The sequence below is a fragment of the Curtobacterium sp. MCPF17_050 genome, from assembly GCF_003224435.2.
In the GTDB taxonomy this organism is placed as follows: domain Bacteria; phylum Actinomycetota; class Actinomycetes; order Actinomycetales; family Microbacteriaceae; genus Curtobacterium.
In genome coordinates this window covers 135,121-149,438 of record NZ_CP126250.1, presented here as the reverse complement: position 1 = coordinate 149,438, position 14,318 = coordinate 135,121, and the positions used below count along the sequence as shown (strand labels likewise).

Annotated in this window: 13 protein-coding genes and 3 tRNA genes; 8 read left to right on the top strand and 8 right to left on the bottom strand. The window is 71.0% G+C overall.

The window, feature by feature from the left end; all coding sequences use genetic code 11:
- Positions 1-6: 6 nt before the first annotated feature.
- From ftsH to tilS, 3 genes are all read right to left on the bottom strand, one after another.
- Positions 7-1,995 (bottom strand): ATP-dependent zinc metalloprotease FtsH, encoded by a 1,989-nt coding sequence (ftsH, locus tag DEJ34_RS00705; protein ID WP_110825670.1) that lies wholly within the window; start codon positions 1,993-1,995, stop codon positions 7-9.
- 118 nt (positions 1,996-2,113) lie between these two features.
- On the bottom strand, positions 2,114-2,665 hold the full coding sequence (gene hpt, locus DEJ34_RS00700; protein ID WP_110889508.1) for a hypoxanthine phosphoribosyltransferase: 552 nt from the start codon (positions 2,663-2,665) through the stop codon (positions 2,114-2,116).
- 9 nt (positions 2,666-2,674) lie between these two features.
- A complete protein-coding gene (tilS, locus tag DEJ34_RS00695; protein ID WP_110910717.1) occupies positions 2,675-3,712 on the bottom strand; it encodes a tRNA lysidine(34) synthetase TilS in 1,038 nt (345 codons plus the stop codon).
- A gap of 66 nt (positions 3,713-3,778) precedes the next feature.
- On the opposite strand from tilS, the gene DEJ34_RS00690 reads away from it, so the two are divergent.
- A complete protein-coding gene (locus DEJ34_RS00690; RefSeq protein ID WP_110825673.1) occupies positions 3,779-4,270 on the top strand; it encodes an inorganic diphosphatase in 492 nt (163 codons plus the stop codon).
- Between the two features lie 103 nt (positions 4,271-4,373).
- On the opposite strand, the gene DEJ34_RS00685 is transcribed toward DEJ34_RS00690, so the two are convergent.
- Complete coding sequence (locus DEJ34_RS00685) at positions 4,374-5,825, bottom strand: C40 family peptidase (protein WP_110910718.1); 1,452 nt, start codon at positions 5,823-5,825, stop codon at positions 4,374-4,376.
- Positions 5,826-5,855: 30 nt separating this feature from the next.
- Positions 5,856-7,157, bottom strand: a complete 1,302-nt coding sequence (locus DEJ34_RS00680) for a M23 family metallopeptidase (protein WP_146236874.1) — start codon at positions 7,155-7,157, stop codon at positions 5,856-5,858.
- Between the two features lie 330 nt (positions 7,158-7,487).
- Between DEJ34_RS00680 and DEJ34_RS00675 the strand changes: the two genes are divergently transcribed.
- From DEJ34_RS00675 to DEJ34_RS00665, 3 genes are all read left to right on the top strand, one after another.
- Positions 7,488-7,560 (top strand) — tRNA-Glu (locus DEJ34_RS00675).
- A 71-nt stretch (positions 7,561-7,631) separates the two neighbouring features.
- Positions 7,632-7,708, top strand: a tRNA-Asp gene (locus tag DEJ34_RS00670).
- A gap of 1 nt (position 7,709) precedes the next feature.
- Positions 7,710-7,782 (top strand) — tRNA-Phe (locus DEJ34_RS00665).
- Between the two features lie 192 nt (positions 7,783-7,974).
- Here DEJ34_RS00665 and DEJ34_RS00660 read toward each other — a convergent pair.
- Entirely contained in the window at positions 7,975-8,985 is a 1,011-nt protein-coding gene (locus DEJ34_RS00660) for an aldo/keto reductase family protein (protein WP_110900846.1), read from the bottom strand.
- Positions 8,986-9,316: 331 nt separating this feature from the next.
- On the opposite strand from DEJ34_RS00660, the gene DEJ34_RS00655 reads away from it, so the two are divergent.
- Both DEJ34_RS00655 and DEJ34_RS00650 read left to right on the top strand, forming a co-directional pair.
- Positions 9,317-9,856 (top strand): hypothetical protein, encoded by a 540-nt coding sequence (locus DEJ34_RS00655; protein ID WP_284180694.1) that lies wholly within the window; start codon positions 9,317-9,319, stop codon positions 9,854-9,856.
- Positions 9,857-9,915: 59 nt separating this feature from the next.
- On the top strand, positions 9,916-10,917 hold the full coding sequence (locus DEJ34_RS00650) for an SDR family oxidoreductase (protein ID WP_110910720.1): 1,002 nt from the start codon (positions 9,916-9,918) through the stop codon (positions 10,915-10,917).
- Positions 10,918-11,129: 212 nt separating this feature from the next.
- Here DEJ34_RS00650 and rocD read toward each other — a convergent pair whose 3' ends face one another.
- Positions 11,130-12,365 carry an ornithine--oxo-acid transaminase gene (rocD, locus tag DEJ34_RS00645; protein ID WP_110889581.1) on the bottom strand — a complete coding sequence of 412 codons (1,236 nt, stop codon included), beginning with the start codon at positions 12,363-12,365 and terminating at the stop codon, positions 11,130-11,132.
- Positions 12,365-13,189 (bottom strand): dimethylargininase, encoded by an 825-nt coding sequence (gene ddaH, locus DEJ34_RS00640; protein ID WP_110825807.1) that lies wholly within the window; start codon positions 13,187-13,189, stop codon positions 12,365-12,367. Before ddaH ends, rocD begins: the two co-directional genes overlap by 1 nt.
- Before the next feature lie 283 nt (positions 13,190-13,472).
- Between ddaH and DEJ34_RS00635 the strand changes: the two genes are divergently transcribed.
- Together DEJ34_RS00635 and DEJ34_RS00630 are read left to right on the top strand one after the other, a co-directional pair.
- Positions 13,473-13,910 carry an Lrp/AsnC family transcriptional regulator gene (locus tag DEJ34_RS00635; RefSeq protein ID WP_110825680.1) on the top strand — a complete coding sequence of 146 codons (438 nt, stop codon included), beginning with the start codon at positions 13,473-13,475 and terminating at the stop codon, positions 13,908-13,910.
- 86 nt (positions 13,911-13,996) lie between these two features.
- Entirely contained in the window at positions 13,997-14,302 is a 306-nt protein-coding gene (locus DEJ34_RS00630) for a hypothetical protein (protein WP_110900843.1), read from the top strand.
- Positions 14,303-14,318: the final 16 nt, after the last annotated feature.

Here is a 14,318-nt window from a genome sequence, read left to right as displayed (position 1 = left end):
GCCGGCCTACGCGGGGGCGATACCGGGGTTGCCGAACGGGCGGTGGCGACGGGGCTTCGAGGCGTCGATGCCGACGGGCTCCTCGGCCGTCGCGGCGGCCTTGCCCGGGACCTCGATCGCGGGCAGGTCGCTCACCGGGCGCTTGTCGCTCGAGAGCCACTGCGGGCGCTCGGGCAGCTTGCGGACGTCCTTGAAGATCTCCACGAGCTCCGGCGCGTCGAGCGTCTCCTTCTCGAGGAGTTCGCCGGCGAGGCGGTCGAGGATGTCCCGGTTGGCGTTGAGCACCTGGTAGGCCTCGTCGTGCGCGGCCTCGAGCAGGGCGCGGGTCTCCGCGTCGACGGTCTCGGCGATGTTCTCCGAGTAGTCGCGACCGGTGCCGCCGCTCATGTCGCGGCCGACGAACGGCTCGGTCGACCCGGCGCCGAGCTTGACGGACCCGACGGCACGGCTCATGCCGTACTCGGTGACCATCTTGCGCGCGGTGCCCGTGGCCTTCTCGATGTCGTTCGACGCGCCCGTCGTCGGGTCGTGGAAGACGATCTCCTCGGCGACGCGACCACCCATGGCGTAGGTGAGCTGGTCGAGCAGTTCGTTGCGCGTGACCGAGTACTTGTCCTCGAGCGGCAGGACCATCGTGTAGCCGAGTGCCCGGCCGCGCGGCAGGATCGTGATCTTCGTGACCGGGTCGGTGTGACGCATCGCGGCGGCCGCGAGGGCGTGTCCACCCTCGTGGTACGCCGTGATGAGGCGCTCCTGGTCGGACATGATGCGCGTGCGGCGCTGCGGCCCGGCCATGACGCGGTCGACGGCCTCGTCGAGGGCGCGGTTGTCGATGAGCTGCGCGTTCGACCGTGCGGTGAGCAGCGCGGCCTCGTTCAGGACGTTCGCCAGGTCGGCGCCGGTGAAGCCCGGCGTCTTGCGGGCGAGCAACTCGAGGTCGACGCTCGCGGCGAGCGGCTTGCCCTTCGCGTGCACCTCGAGGATCTGCTTGCGGCCCTGCAGGCCCGGCGCATCCACGCCGATCTGCCGGTCGAAGCGACCCGGGCGGAGGAGCGCGGGGTCGAGCACGTCGGGGCGGTTCGTCGCCGCGATGAGGATGACGTTCGTCTTGCCGTCGAAGCCGTCCATCTCGACGAGGAGCTGGTTCAGCGTCTGCTCGCGCTCGTCGTTGCCGCCGCCGATGCCGGCGCCCCGGTGACGACCGACGGCGTCGATCTCGTCGATGAAGACGATGGCGGGCGAGTTCTGCTTGGCCTGGTCGAACAGGTCACGGACACGGCTCGCACCGACACCGACGAACATCTCGACGAAGTCCGAACCGGAGATCGAGTAGAACGGCACGCCGGCCTCTCCCGCGACGGCGCGGGCGAGGAGGGTCTTGCCGGTACCGGGAGGGCCGTACAGCAGCACGCCCTTCGGGATCTTCGCGCCGACGGCCTGGAACTTCGCTGGCTCCTTGAGGAACTCCTTGATCTCGTGGAGTTCCTCGATCGCCTCGTCGGAGCCCGCGACGTCGGCGAACGACACCTGCGGGTTCTCCTTGTTGTTCATCTTGGCCTTGGACTTGCCGAACTGCATGACCTTCGAGCCACCCCCCTGGGCGCTCGAGAGCAGGAACCAGAACAGCGCGCCGATGAGCAGGAACGGCAGCAGCGTCAGCAGGAGCGACACGAGGACGTTCGACTGCTGGACGTGGTCGTTGTAGCCCTTCGGCAGGTCGGCCTGCGAGACCGCCTCGACGACCTCGGGCCCGCGGGGCGTCGAGTAGTAGAACTGCTCGGTGCCGCCCTCGCCGCGGAGGGTCAGGTCGACGCGCTGCTCCGTGGAGTTGATGACGGCCGCCGAGACCTTGCCGTCCGAGAGCTGCTCGAGGCCCTTCTGCGTGGAGATCTCCTGGGTGCCGGACTGGGCGATGAACGTCCATCCGATGAAGATCCCCACGAGCGCGACCAGTATCCAGATGTACGGCCCGCGGAGGATGCGCTTGAAGTCCATGTGATCCGGGCCCGACGGCCCGACACCTTTCTCTGCCTGAAGTGCGTGCGAGTCAGCATACGGCGGTGACTCTGTGGCGAGAATGGGTGTCCTCTGCGGGCGAACTCCCGCTCGCCCGTCAGGAGTAGACGTGCGGCGCGAGGACGCCGATGCCGCGCAGGTTGCGGTAGCGCTCGTCGTAGTCGAGACCGAACCCGACGACGAAGGCGTCCGGGATCTCGAACCCGGCGTACTTGACGTCGACCTCGACCTTGGCGGCCTCGGGCTTGCGGAGCAGCGCGACGATCTCGACGCTCGCGGCCCCGCGGGACTCGAGGTTCTGCTTGAGCCAGGACAGCGTCAGGCCGGAGTCGATGATGTCCTCGACGATGATGACGTCGCGGTCGTGCAGGTCGGTGTCGAGGTCCTTGAGGATCCGCACCACACCGGACGACTTCGTGCCGGAGCCGTAGGAGGACACGGCCATCCAGTCCATCCGCGCCTGCATCTTGAGGTGGCGGGAGAAGTCGGCCATGACCATGACCGCGCCCTTCAGCACGCCGACGAGCAGCGGGTCGCGCCCGGCGTAGTCACGGTCCACCGCTGCGGCGAGCTCGGCGATCTTGTCGTCGATCTGCTCGGGGGTGAAGAGCACTTCGGAGAGGTCTGCCTGCACGTCGGAGAGTTCCACCACACCACCCTAACCGCCCGGATGGGGCTCCCTGGCGGCGAAGGACACCCGCTCACCGGACCGGGTGGCCCGGACGCCGGGGAGGTCGATCGGCCCCTGCCCGCGCCAGTCGGTCACGAGCCGGCACACCTCGAGCGTCTGCGTCCGGGACAGCGTCACCCCGAACTCGCCCTCCACCGCGAGCCGGACCAGCCGCTGCCGGAGCGCCGGGGGGTTCGCGGCCAGCTCGGGGACGGACAGCGAGATCCCCGCCTCGGAGTGCTCGGCGAGGTCCTCGGCCATCTCCTCGGCGAAGTGGTCGAGCGCCGCGGCGTCCTCGCGGAGCTGGTCGGCCGTGCGCGCCAACGCCTCCGGGACGCCGGCCCCGAGCTCGCGTTCGAGCACGGGCATCAGCGCGGTCCGCACCCGCACGCGGGCGTACGTCGGGTCGGTGTTCTGCGGGTCGTCCCACGGCACCAGGCCGGACGCAGCGCAGGCCTGCCGGGTCACGTGCCGCCGGACCCCGAGGAGCGGACGTCCGTACGTGGGCCCCGCGGCGCGGGCGGTCAACGGCTCCATCCCGGACAGGCTGTCCGGTCCGCTGCCGCGCAACAGGCCGAGCAGCACCGTCTCGGCCTGGTCGTCGAGCGTGTGCCCGAGGAGCACGAGGGGTGACCCGGTGGCGGCCGCAACCTCGGTGAGGGCCGCGTGGCGGGCCTCGCGGGCGGCGCCCTCCGGGCCGCCGTCGGAGCCGACGGTGACCCGGCGGACCGTCACCGGGTCGAGTCCCAGCTCGGCGGCCTGCCGGGAGGCCCGTCCCGCCACCGCCTCGGACCCCGCCTGGAGCGCGTGGTCGACGACGACGGCACCGGCACGGAGGTCCTGCTTCGGCGCCTCGAACGCGGTGGCGGCCGCGAGCGCGAGCGAGTCCGGGCCGCCGCTCAGGGCGACCAGCACGAGGTCGCCCGACGCCATGGTGCCGTCGGCCCGGGCGCGTTCGAGCAGGGACCGGACGGACCGCCTGATCTCGGCGACCGCGGGGTCCAGCCGGGGGCGCGGAGTGTTCACCCGGTAACGTTAGCCGGGCCGTCCCGACGGCCGACAGACCACCACCGGAAGAACCAAGGAGTGCACATGGCCGCGTACGACGTCGTCGTCGAGATCCCCAAGGGCAGCCGCAACAAGTACGAGGTCGACCACGAGACCGGTCGCGTGTACCTGGACCGCGTGCTCTTCACCTCGTTCGTCTACCCGACGGACTACGGCTTCTTCGAGAAGACCCTGGCCGACGACGGCGACCCCGTGGACGCGCTGCTCCTCCTCGAGTTCCCGACCTTCCCCGGTGTGGGCGTCAAGGTCCGCCCGGTCGGCGTCTTCAAGATGAGCGACGAGGCCGGCAAGGACGAGAAGGTCCTCGTCGTCCCCGCGAAGGACCCGCGCTGGGCGCACATCCAGGACATCGCGGACGTCCCGGAGCAGACCAAGGCCGAGATCGCGCACTTCTTCGAGCGCTACAAGGACCTCGAGCCGAACAAGTGGGTCAAGGCCGAGGGCTGGGGCGACGCCGCCGAGGCCGAGGCCATCGTGCAGGCCGGCCAGGCCGCGTACGTGCCGACTGGTCACTGACGCCGGGGCCTCGCGCCCCGCAACGCACAACGCGCCCCGTTCCGACGGGGCGCGTTGTTCGTTGTGGGGCGCGTTCCGCGGCAGTGCGCCGGGTCGGCTCGCGTCAGACCGCGCCGGAGGGCCGCGCCACGTAGGGCAGCAGGTCGCCCGGCAGCCAGATCGGCCGCTCGACCACACCGACCTGGGGGTTCGCGGCCTCGACCATCATGCCGCCGCCCGTGTAGATCGAGTCGTGGTAGCCGCCGGCAGCGGTACCGGTGTGCGAGTAGAACAGGATGTCGCCGGGCTGACGCTGCGACAGCGGCACGAGTCGGCCGATCGAGCCGAAGTAGTTGTATTGCCAGACCACGTTGTGGCCACCGGTCGCGATGCCCTGCGAGTTGTAGGCCATCATCACGAGGCCCGAGCAGTCCCACGAGTTCGGCCCGGCGCCGCCGATGAGGTACGGCTTGCCGAGCTGCGCACGGGCGTACGCGATCGCGCCGGCGGCCTTCGACGGACTGCTCACGGGCTTGGGTGCCGGAGCCGGCGCGGGCGCAGGAGCGGGGGCGGGCTTCGGTGCCACCGGCTTCGGCGCCGCCGGCTGCGGGGCCGGTGCGACGGGCTTCGGGGCTGCGGGCTTCGGTGCTGCCGGTGCCGGGACGGACGGGTTCGCCGGGTTCCTCGACGGCGTCGACCCCGTGGCGTTCCCCCCACCCGCGGCCGCACCGTCGGCACCGGTCTCGGCGGTGGGACGAGCAGCGCCCGGCCGGGTCGGACGCGTCGCCGCACGCTTCGCCTGCGCCGCGAGCTCGATCTCCGCCTGCTCGGCCTGCTTCGCCGACCAGTACGCCTGCTCGGTCGCGACCGTCGTGCCCTTGAGGAAGGCGAGCTGCTCGAGCACCTCGTCCTGCGCCTCCTGGCCGGCCTGCAGCGCCGACTGCGCGTCGGCGGCGACGTCGTTCGCGGCGTCGAAGGCGTCCTTCGTGGCGTCCGTGGCGTCCGCGAGGGCCTTCGTCGCCTGACGCTGCTGGGCCGCGAGGGAGTCGACCGTGCGGCGGTCGGCCTGCGCCCGCTCGAGCACGGTGGCCGATCGCTCTGACAGGTGTGACATCGTGCCGACCTGGTAGAGCAGGTCGTCGACGTCACGCGAGTCGACGAGCATCGAGGTCGACAGATCCCCACCACCCGACCGGGACAGCTCGACGACGAGCGCCGCGACCTGACCGGCCGACTCGTCCGCCGCGGCCTTCGCCCGCTCTGACTCCGCGGTGAGGCCGTCGAGGGCGTCCTTCGCCTGCTGCTGCCGGGAGGCCGCCAGCGCGTACGTCTGCCCGGCCTCCTGCACGGTCGCACCGGTGCGGTCCACCCGGTCCTGCAGCGTCGCCATCCGGGCGGTGAGCGCGTTGACGGTGCGCTGCTGCTCCGCCTGGTCGTCCTTCGCTGCCTGCACGTCCTTCCACGACGGAGCGGACGGTGCGGCCTGGGCGGGGACGGCGACCGCGACGGACAGCCCGAGGCTGAGCATCAAGACGGTGGCGATCCCGCAGACCAGGGAACGTGCAGGCTTCTTCATCGGGTCAGTGCCTCCTGGCAGTGCTCGTGCTCATACCGAGATCCCCCGCGCTGCCATGAAGGGGACGGGGTCGACGGCTGCGCCGTTCACCCGGGTTTCAAAGTGCAGGTGGCAGCCGGTCGACCAGCCGGTCGAGCCGACCTGGGCGATCTGCTGGCCGGCGGTGACGTGCTGCCCGGAGGAGACCATGATCCCGCCGTCGACGATGTGCCCGTAGGCCGTCGAGATGCCGCCGCCGTTGTCGAGGATGACCTCGTTGCCGTACCCGCCGCCGTTCCCCGCGAAGGTCACCGTGCCGGATGCCGCTGCGTAGATGGGCGAGTAGCAGGCCGGGGCCAGGTCGACGCCCGCGTGCAGTGTGTAGACGTGCGTGTACGGGTCGACGCGCAGGCCGTACGGGCTCGACTGGTAGCCGGCGGCGGGCCGGACCCACCCGGACGAGGCCGCGGGGACGTTCCCGGTCGCGGGTGCGGGCACTCCGGCGGTCGCGACCGGCGGCAGCGCCTTCGCCGCTTCGGCAGCCGCCGCGGCGCGGGCCGCCGCGAGGCGGGCCTGCCGCGCCTTCTCGGCACGGACGCCCTTCTCGTACTGGGCCTGCGTCGTCTCGGTCTTCGACGTCAGGGCGGCGAGCTGGGCCTCCAGGCGGTCCTGGTTCGCCTGCTGGGCGGCGACCGCGGCCTGCGCCTGGTCGGCCGCGTCCTGCGCAGCGCGCATCTTCGCCTGGGCCTCGTCGGCGAGGTCACCGAGGGCGTCCTCGGCGACCTTCGACTTGTCGGCCAGCGCCTGCGCGGTGCCGCGGTCCTGGCTCGCCTCGGAGTAGATGCCGTCGGCCTGTTCGGTGAGCTTCGACATGGCGCCGAGTTCGTACAGCAGGTCGCCGGAGGCCGAGGGCTTCGTGAGGAGGTCCGTGGTGACGTCCTCGGCGTTCGAGCGGCCGAGCTGCGCGGCGAGTTGTCCCGCCTGCGCCTCGGACGCGGAAGCGGTCTTGGCCGCCTCGTCCGCCTGGGCCTGGAGCTTCCGCTGCTCGAGCGCCTTGCGGTCGTACTCCGTCTGGGCGTCCTGGTAGGCCGTCCCGGCAGCAGCGGCGGCCTTCTCCTTGGCGGCGGACGCGGACTCGAGCTGGGCGATGAGGCCCTTGATCTCGGAGACCTTCTCGGACTGTGCGGCCTGCGACTGCTTGGCGGCCTGCACGTCGTCCCAGCTCGGGTAGCTCGCGGCGGAAGCGGCGCCGCTCGGCACGAGTGCCACGAGGGCTCCGGCCGCGAGGACGACGGACACCCCGGCGGCGACGAAGCGGCGGCGGGGGCGAGCGGGCGATGAGGATGTCGTCATGGTCTCGATCTCGTAACGGTGCGGTGCGGCGTGCGTCACACTGTCAACAAACGCAACAGTAACAACACGACCGAGCCCGGGGACACCCCCGTGGAGGGGTGAGTGGCCGCTGTCGATGGTTCCACCGCGGCGGGCGTCACCGTGGGACACCGCTCGGCCTGCTTGCTGAAGGTCCATCGAGGTGCACGTCCTGAGCGGTGCGGGAGTCAGCACGCTCGTTCGTGCGGGAACACCCGCGACACGCCGAAGGACGGCGTCGGACGGGCTCGATTTGGCAAGAGGGCCGGCCGTCCGTATGCTTGTCCATCGGTAGCGCGATGCACTGCTTGCGGCCCCATCGTTTAGTGGCCTAGGACACCGCCCTTTCACGGCGGCAGCACGGGTTCGAATCCCGTTGGGGTCACTCCTCATCGGGGGACAGCAAGCAGAACAGAACGAAACCGAGCAAGATCAGCACCACAAGTAATTCCACATGGCCCTGTAGCGCAGTTGGTTAGCGTGCCGCCCTGTCACGGCGGAGGTCGCGGGTTCAAGTCCCGTCAGGGTCGCCACGGCTGGGTAGCTCAGTTGGTAGAGCGTTCGACTGAAAATCGAAAGGTCCGCGGATCGACGCCGCGTCCAGCCACGGTGAAGAGCCCCTCACGAGAGTGAGGGGCTCTTTTGCGTTGGTGGGCGTCGTCCCGGTCCGCGGTCGCGGTCGCGGTTCGGATCGTCCCCGCACAACAGGAAGCGGCTCGAACCTCGGGAATCCACGGTTCGAGCCGCTTTCTGTTGTGCGGCACCGGCCGGGAGGCTCCTCCCGGCCGGGCAGCGCGGCCTACGCCTCGCGGGTCTTCGGGCTGCTGTCGTTCGTCTTCGCCGGGTCGCGCTCGACGACACCACCGAGGGCGTCGTCGATGCGGCTCATCAGCTCGGCCGGGATCTGCACCCCGGCAGCGCCGGCGTTGTCGTGCACCTGCTCCGGTCGCGAAGCGCCGATGATCGCCGACGCCACGTTCTCGTTCTGCAGGACCCACGCCACGGCGAGCTGCGCCATCGAGAGACTCAGTTCGTCGGCGATCGGCTTGAGCTCCTGCACGGCCGAGAGGACCTCGTCGTTCATGAAGCGCTCGATCATCTTCGCGCCGCCCTTGTCGTCGGTGGCGCGCGAGCCCTCGGGCAGCGGCTGACCGGGCTGGTACTTGCCCGTCAGGACGCCCTGCGCGATCGGTGACCAGACGATCTGCGAGATGCCGAGCTCCTTCGAGGTGGGGACGACCTCCTCCTCGATGACCCGCCACAGCGCGGAGTACTGCGGCTGGTTCGAGATGAGCTGGAACCCGAGGTCCTTCGCCAGTGCGGCACCGGCACGGAGCTGGTCGGCCGTCCACTCGGAGACGCCGACGTACAGGACCTTGCCCTGGCGCACGATGTCGGCGAACGCCTGCATCGTCTCCTCGAGCGGCGTCTCGTGGTCGAAGCGGTGCGCCTGGTACAGGTCGACGTAGTCGGTCTGCAGGCGGCCGAGGGAGCCGTCGATCGACTCGAGGATGTGCTTGCGCGACAGCCCGGTGTCGTTGTGGCCCTTGGGACCGGTCGGCCCGAAGACCTTCGTGGCGATCTCGAGCGACTGGCGGCGCTCGCCCTTCAGCGCTTCACCGAGGACGGTCTCGGCGCCGGTGTTGGCGTAGACGTCCGCGGTGTCGAACGTCGAGATGCCGACCTCGAGGGCGGCCTTGACGCAGGCGATCGCCGCGTCGTTCTCGACCTGGGAGGCGTGGGTGAGCCAGTTGCCGTACGTGATCTCGGAGACCTTGAGGCCCGAGTTGCCGAGGTAGCGGTACTCCATGTGCTGTCACTCCTGTCGTGGCCGCGTCGGTGCGGCACCGCCCGTGACGGTAGTCCTCAGCGGGTGAGCCGCCTCTGCAGCGGGGCAGGCACCGGTACGCTGAAGTATCAGTTGCGGCCGGACAAGACGAAACCCCGGCGATGTGGCCGTGGCCAGTGATCGTTCCGGGGTCTTCGGCAACGACTTTACACGACGACCCGACGCGACGAAAGGACACGAGATGCACCGAAGCGACGATGACGTCGCCGTCTTGCTGACCCCGGCACGGTTGTCCTCCTACTCCCGAGCGACCACGAGCCAGAGTCGAGCACTGCGTCTCTACGAGTGGAACATGCGCGCGAGTTCCAGCGTCCTGGAACTCACTGGCATCGTCGAGGTCGTGGCGAGGAACGCGATGGACCGTGCGTTGCGCAACTGGTCGGAACGCCGATACTCGTCCCGATCGTGGTTCGACCACGTCCCGCTCGACCGGCAGGGCAGCGCAGACCTTGCGAAGGCGCGCTCACGGGCCGCGCGACACGGTGGAGCGGAGACGCATGGACGGGTCTTGGCCGAGCTGAGCTTCGGCTTCTGGCGGTACCTCGTCGAGAGCCGTTACCTCACGGCCCTCTGGACACCGGCTCTCCACCGCGCGTTCCCAGAAGGGCCCGTCGACGTCCTGACCCGCCAGCGCCAGGTACGAGCACGGCTGCAGCAACTGCACTTCGTCCGCAACCGCGCGGCTCACCACGAGCCGATCCACCAGCGAGACCTTCGCCGGGACCACGACTACGCGATCGAACTGCTCCGCTGGGTCAGCCCGATAGCCGCCGAGTGGGCGTCCGCGACGACGAGCCTCCCCGCGGTCCTCGACGCCCGCCCCAGCCCCTGAGGTGCAGGATCGCAAGGGACGCGGTGCGCGGATGCACCGCCGGGAGCAAGGGAGCATCCATGACCGGACCCAGTGTGCTGTTCATCGGCGGGAGCGGCGTCATCAGCGCCGCCTGCGTCCGCGAGGCGGTGGACCAGGGCTTCGACGTCAGCGTGCTCAACCGGGGCACGACGGAGAAGCGGGCGCTCCCGGACGCGGTGACGCGCCTCCAGGCCGACGTGTCGGACCGCGACGCCGTCGCGGCGGCGCTCGGCGACCGCACGTTCGACGTCGTGGCGGACTTCGTGGCGTTCACGCCCGACCAGGTGCAGGCCGACATCGACCTGTTCGCCGGGAAGACCAGGCAGTACGTCTTCATCAGCTCGGCCTCGGCGTACCAGACCCCGCCGACGCACCTGCCGGTGACGGAGTCGACGCCGCTGAAGAACCCGTACTGGCAGTACTCGCGGGACAAGATCGCGTGCGAGGACCTGCTCGTCGCGGCCTACCGGCAGGACGACTTCCCGATGACGATCATCCGGCCGTCGCACACCTACGACGAGACGCTGCTGCCGTTCGACGGCGGGTGGACGGTCGTGGACCGGATGCGCCGCGGCAAGCCGGTCATCGTGCCGGGCGACGGGACCTCGCTGTGGACGCTCACGCATGTGCGGGACTTCGCGGTCGCGTTCGTCGGGGTGCTCGACCGGGCCGAGGCGATCGGCGAGGCGTTCCACATCACCGGGCAGGAGTCGCCGACGTGGGACCGCATCCACCAGGAGGTCGCAGCCGCGGCGGGAGCGCCCGAGCCGACGATCGTGCACGTCCCCTCGGACGCGATCATGGCCGCCGACGCCGACTGGGGTGCCGGGGTCGTGGGCGACAAGGCGAACAGCATGGTCTTCGACAACAGCAAGGTGCGGACGCTCGTGCCGGGCTGGGCGGCGCGGACGACGTTCCGCGAGGGTGCCCGCGAGCTGGTCGCCTGGTACGACGCCCACCCGGAGGCGCAGGTCGTCGACGAGGAGAAGGACGCACTGATGGACCGCCTGGCCGAGGCGTACGCGCCGGGCCGCGTCTAGCGAGCGCCGTCGGACGGGAGGCGCGGAGCGGACTGGCACCGCGCCTCCCGTCCGCTGCGCAGCAGGCTCCGGCCGCCACGGCGCGCGAGGCGCGCAACGCGGCGCGCACTGGCGGGCACAACAGGAACCGGCTCGAACCGCGGACGTCCGTGGTTCGAGCCGGTTCCTGTTGTGCGGGTGCGGCTCGCGCCGGCCAGCCGGCTGGCCGCCGCTCAGGCGCCGCGCGGGGCGCGGGCGCGGAGGACCGCGCCGAGGGCCTGCATCGCGGTGCCGATCTCCTCGTCCGTGACGACGAGCGGCGGGGCGAAGCGGATCGTCGAGCCGTGCGTGTCCTTCACGAGCACCCCGCGGTCCGCGAGGTCCTTCGCGACCTCCTTGCCGGTGCCGAGCGCGGGGTCGATGTCGATGCCGGCCCACAGTCCGGCGACCCGGTGTGCGACGACGCCCTCGTCCATGAGCTCGTCGAGGTACCCGCGGAGCACCGGTTCGCCGTCGAGCGCCCGCTGCTGGAAGGTGCCCTCGGCGAGCATCGCCACGACCTCGGTGCCGACGGCCGCGGCGAGCGGGTTGCCGCCGAAGGTCGACCCGTGCTCCCCGGGGCGCAGGACCCCGAGCACGTCCGCGCGCCCGACCACGGCCGAGACCGGGACGATCCCCCCACCGAGCGCCTTGCCGAGCGTGACGAGGTCCGGGGTCACGCCGACGCGCTCGACGGCGAGGGTGTGCCCGGTGCGGCCGAGCCCGGACTGGATCTCGTCGGCGATGAATAGCGCACCGAACTCGTCACAGACCGCGCGGACCGCGGGCAGGTAGTCCGCCGGCGGGATCACCACGCCGCCCTCGCCCTGGATCGGCTCGAGCAGCACGGCCACGACGGTGTCGTCCATCGCGTCCCGGAGCGCCGACGCGTCGCCGTACGGGACGGTCCGGAAGCCCGGCGTGTACGGACCGAAGTCGTCCCGCGCCGAGGGGTCGTCGGAGAACGAGATGATCGTCGTGGTGCGGCCGTGGAAGTTCCCGCTCGCGACGATGACCGTGGCCTGCCCCTGCGGGACGCCCTTGACGCGGTAGCCCCAGGCTCGGGCGACCTTGATCGCGGACTCCACCGCTTCGGCGCCGGTGTTCATCGGCAGCATCATCTCGGTGCCGGTGAGCGCGGTGAGCCCCTCGGCGAAGGGTCCGAGCCGGTCGGTGACGAACGCGCGGCTGGTCAGGGTCACGCGGTCGAGCTGGTCGCGGGCCGCGGTGAGGAGGCGCGGGTTGCCGTGCCCGAAGTTCACCGCCGAGTACGCCGCGAGCCCGTCGAGGTACGTCCGGCCGTCGACGTCGGTGACGGTCGCCCCGGAACCGGACGCGATGACGACCGGCAGCGGACTGTAGTTGTGGGCGAGGGTGCGGTCCTCCACGGCGAGCGCGGCGGCCGTGTTCGCCCCCAGCGCGCCGGCCATCAGGACCGCGCCACCGAGGTGCCGGTGCCGACGGGGTGCAGGTCGAGCGTGCAGCACTTCACGCCGCCGCCACCGAGGAGCAGCTCGGACAGGTCGACGCCGATCGGGTTGTAGCCCTTCTCACGGAGCTGCGAGGCGAACGTGGTGGCCCGGGAGGCGATCACGACGTTGTACCCGTCGGAGTACGAGTTGAGGCCGAGGATCGCGGCGTCCTCCTCGGTGGCGATGATCGCGTCCGGGAAGCGCTCGCGCAGGATGGCGAGGGACGGCTCGTCGAAGGCGCTCTCGAGGTACGCGATGTTCGACTTCCCCTCGGCGTCGGGCACCGGGTCGAGCGCCGCGATGGCGGTGTCCAGGTGGTAGAAGCTCGGGTTGATCAGCTTCAGGGTGACGACCTCGCGGCCGTACACCCGGGCGAGCTCCTCGTGGGAGGTGCTGTCCGAACGGAACCCCGTGCCGGCGTAGATGGTGTCGCCGATGAGGAGGAAGTCGCCCTCGCCCTCGTTCGTCTCCTCGGGCTCGGCGACGGTCAGGCCGGCCTGGCGGAACCAGTCCATGTACGCCGGACCCTCGGGCTGGCGCTCCGGGTACTGGAACTTCGCGCCGTACGCGACACCGTCGAGCACGAAGCCACCGTTGGCCGCGTAGACCATGTCTGGCAGGCCCTCGACGGGCTCGATCTGGTGGATCTCGAAGCCGAGCTGCTCGTAGACGTCGACCAGGGACTGCCACTGCTCGACGGCCTTCGAGGTGTCGGTCGGCTCCTCCGGGTGCATCCAGGGGTTGATCCGGTAGCTGACCGTGTAGTGGGTCGGCTTGCACATGAGGATGGTGCGCTTGGTGGCCGTGCGCTGCGGAACGGCGGTGGGCTGGGGTGCGGTGTTCGACACGAGGTCCTCCAGGACCGGGGCCCGAGCCTGCCAGGAACCACCACGGTGAGAGCTCCGACGAGACGCAGGCTCACTCGCCGGAGGCGGACCAGGTCGACGCCTGTCCTGAGTCTGGCACAGGAGGGAGGTCCGGCACAGCACCGACGCCGCGCTCCGGGCGCACGATTCCTGCGTCGGACGTGCTGGTCTCGCAAGGAGCCCGCGTAGGATCGGGACAATGGATTCGCTCGACCACCGCATCCTCGACCAGCTCCGGGAGAACGCCCGCGCGGGCTACGGCGAGATCGGTTCGGTCGTCGGGCTCTCGGCCTCCGCCGTGAAGCGTCGCGTCGACCGACTCGTGGCCGACGGGGTCATCCAGGGCTTCACGATCAAGGTCGACCCCGCGGTGGACGACCGCGGCACCGAGGCCTGGGTCGAGCTGTACTGCCGCGGCACGGTCTCACCCGACGAACTCCGGACGCTGCTCGACGCCGTCCCCGAGGTCGTCGACGCCGGCACCGTTACCGGCAGCGCCGACGCCGTCGTGCACATGCGGTCGCGGGACCTCCCGGCGCTCGAGGAAGCCCTCGACCGGGTCCGCCTCGCGCCCCAGGTCGACCACACCCGTTCGGCGATCGTGCTGTCGAAGCTCGTCAGCCGCGGCTCCGACTGACCCCGGTGCGGAGCTTCGCGACCATGGGACGGACGACGACAGCCGGGAGGCGCGGCACGCCTCCCGGCTCGACCACCGCCCGGCGGATGGTCACCGCTGCGGCCGTCGCGTACGTGGTCAACTGCCTGTGGGGCACCGCCGTGGCGGTGCGCCTCATCCGCACCCGGAAGCTGCGGGTCGTCCACCACGGCCTGTTCGTCGTCACCGCGGCGCTGACCGGTGCCGCCGCGACGACGCCGGTGTGGACGCGGTCGCGGGCCGGCCTGTTCCTGCTGCCCGCGCTCGTGCCGCTGGCGCTCGCTCCACGGACCGACCCCCGCAGCGGAGCACACTGGAAGACCGCGGTCGCCGCGGCACCGTCCTACCTGGGGGCGGTCCTCCTGCGGCGCTGACCGCCCCAGCCGACCC